The following is a 417-nucleotide window of genomic DNA, read 5'->3' as shown; positions in this document are numbered from 1 at the left end:
CTGCAGAGCGAGGCGGACCACGTCCACGTCGCGACCGCCCGATCCCGTCGGCGCCAGGGCGACCGTGGCGTAGGTTTCGGCGGCGGGGGCGAGTTCGCCGAGCGTGCGGCGAAGCGCCTCGACGAGCGTTCCCAGGCTCACACCGGCGGCTGCGGCCTTCTCTTCATCGGTGCCGGCGTACAGCGCGAACCCGCGGGGCGCGGTCGGAGCGGCGCGTGCCGGCGCCGCGGGGGCGGGCGTCCCGGCCCGGCCCGGCGGCCCCGACGTGCCCCTGGCCCTCGTGGACCTGCGCACCGGCGGGCTCAGCGGTCGGCAGGCGGAGGGCCGGCGCGCGGAAATCGCCATCCCCGCCAACCGCACCGCCGTCCGGTTCGCCCCGCGCCCGCCGATGGTCACCTCCGGGCTGCGGATCGGCAC

At 78.7% G+C, this 417-nt stretch carries 1 pseudogene; it reads right to left on the bottom strand.

Annotated elements, in window-relative coordinates:
• Positions 1-345 (bottom strand): annotated as a pseudogene (locus ARTB_RS21405) (winged helix-turn-helix domain-containing protein); the annotation flags it as partial.
• Between the last annotated feature and the right edge of the window lie 72 nt (positions 346-417).

Source organism: Arthrobacter humicola (assembly GCF_022803015.1).
Lineage (GTDB): Bacteria > Actinomycetota > Actinomycetes > Actinomycetales > Micrococcaceae > Arthrobacter > Arthrobacter humicola_A.
This window is presented reverse-complemented; position numbering and strand designations above follow the sequence as displayed.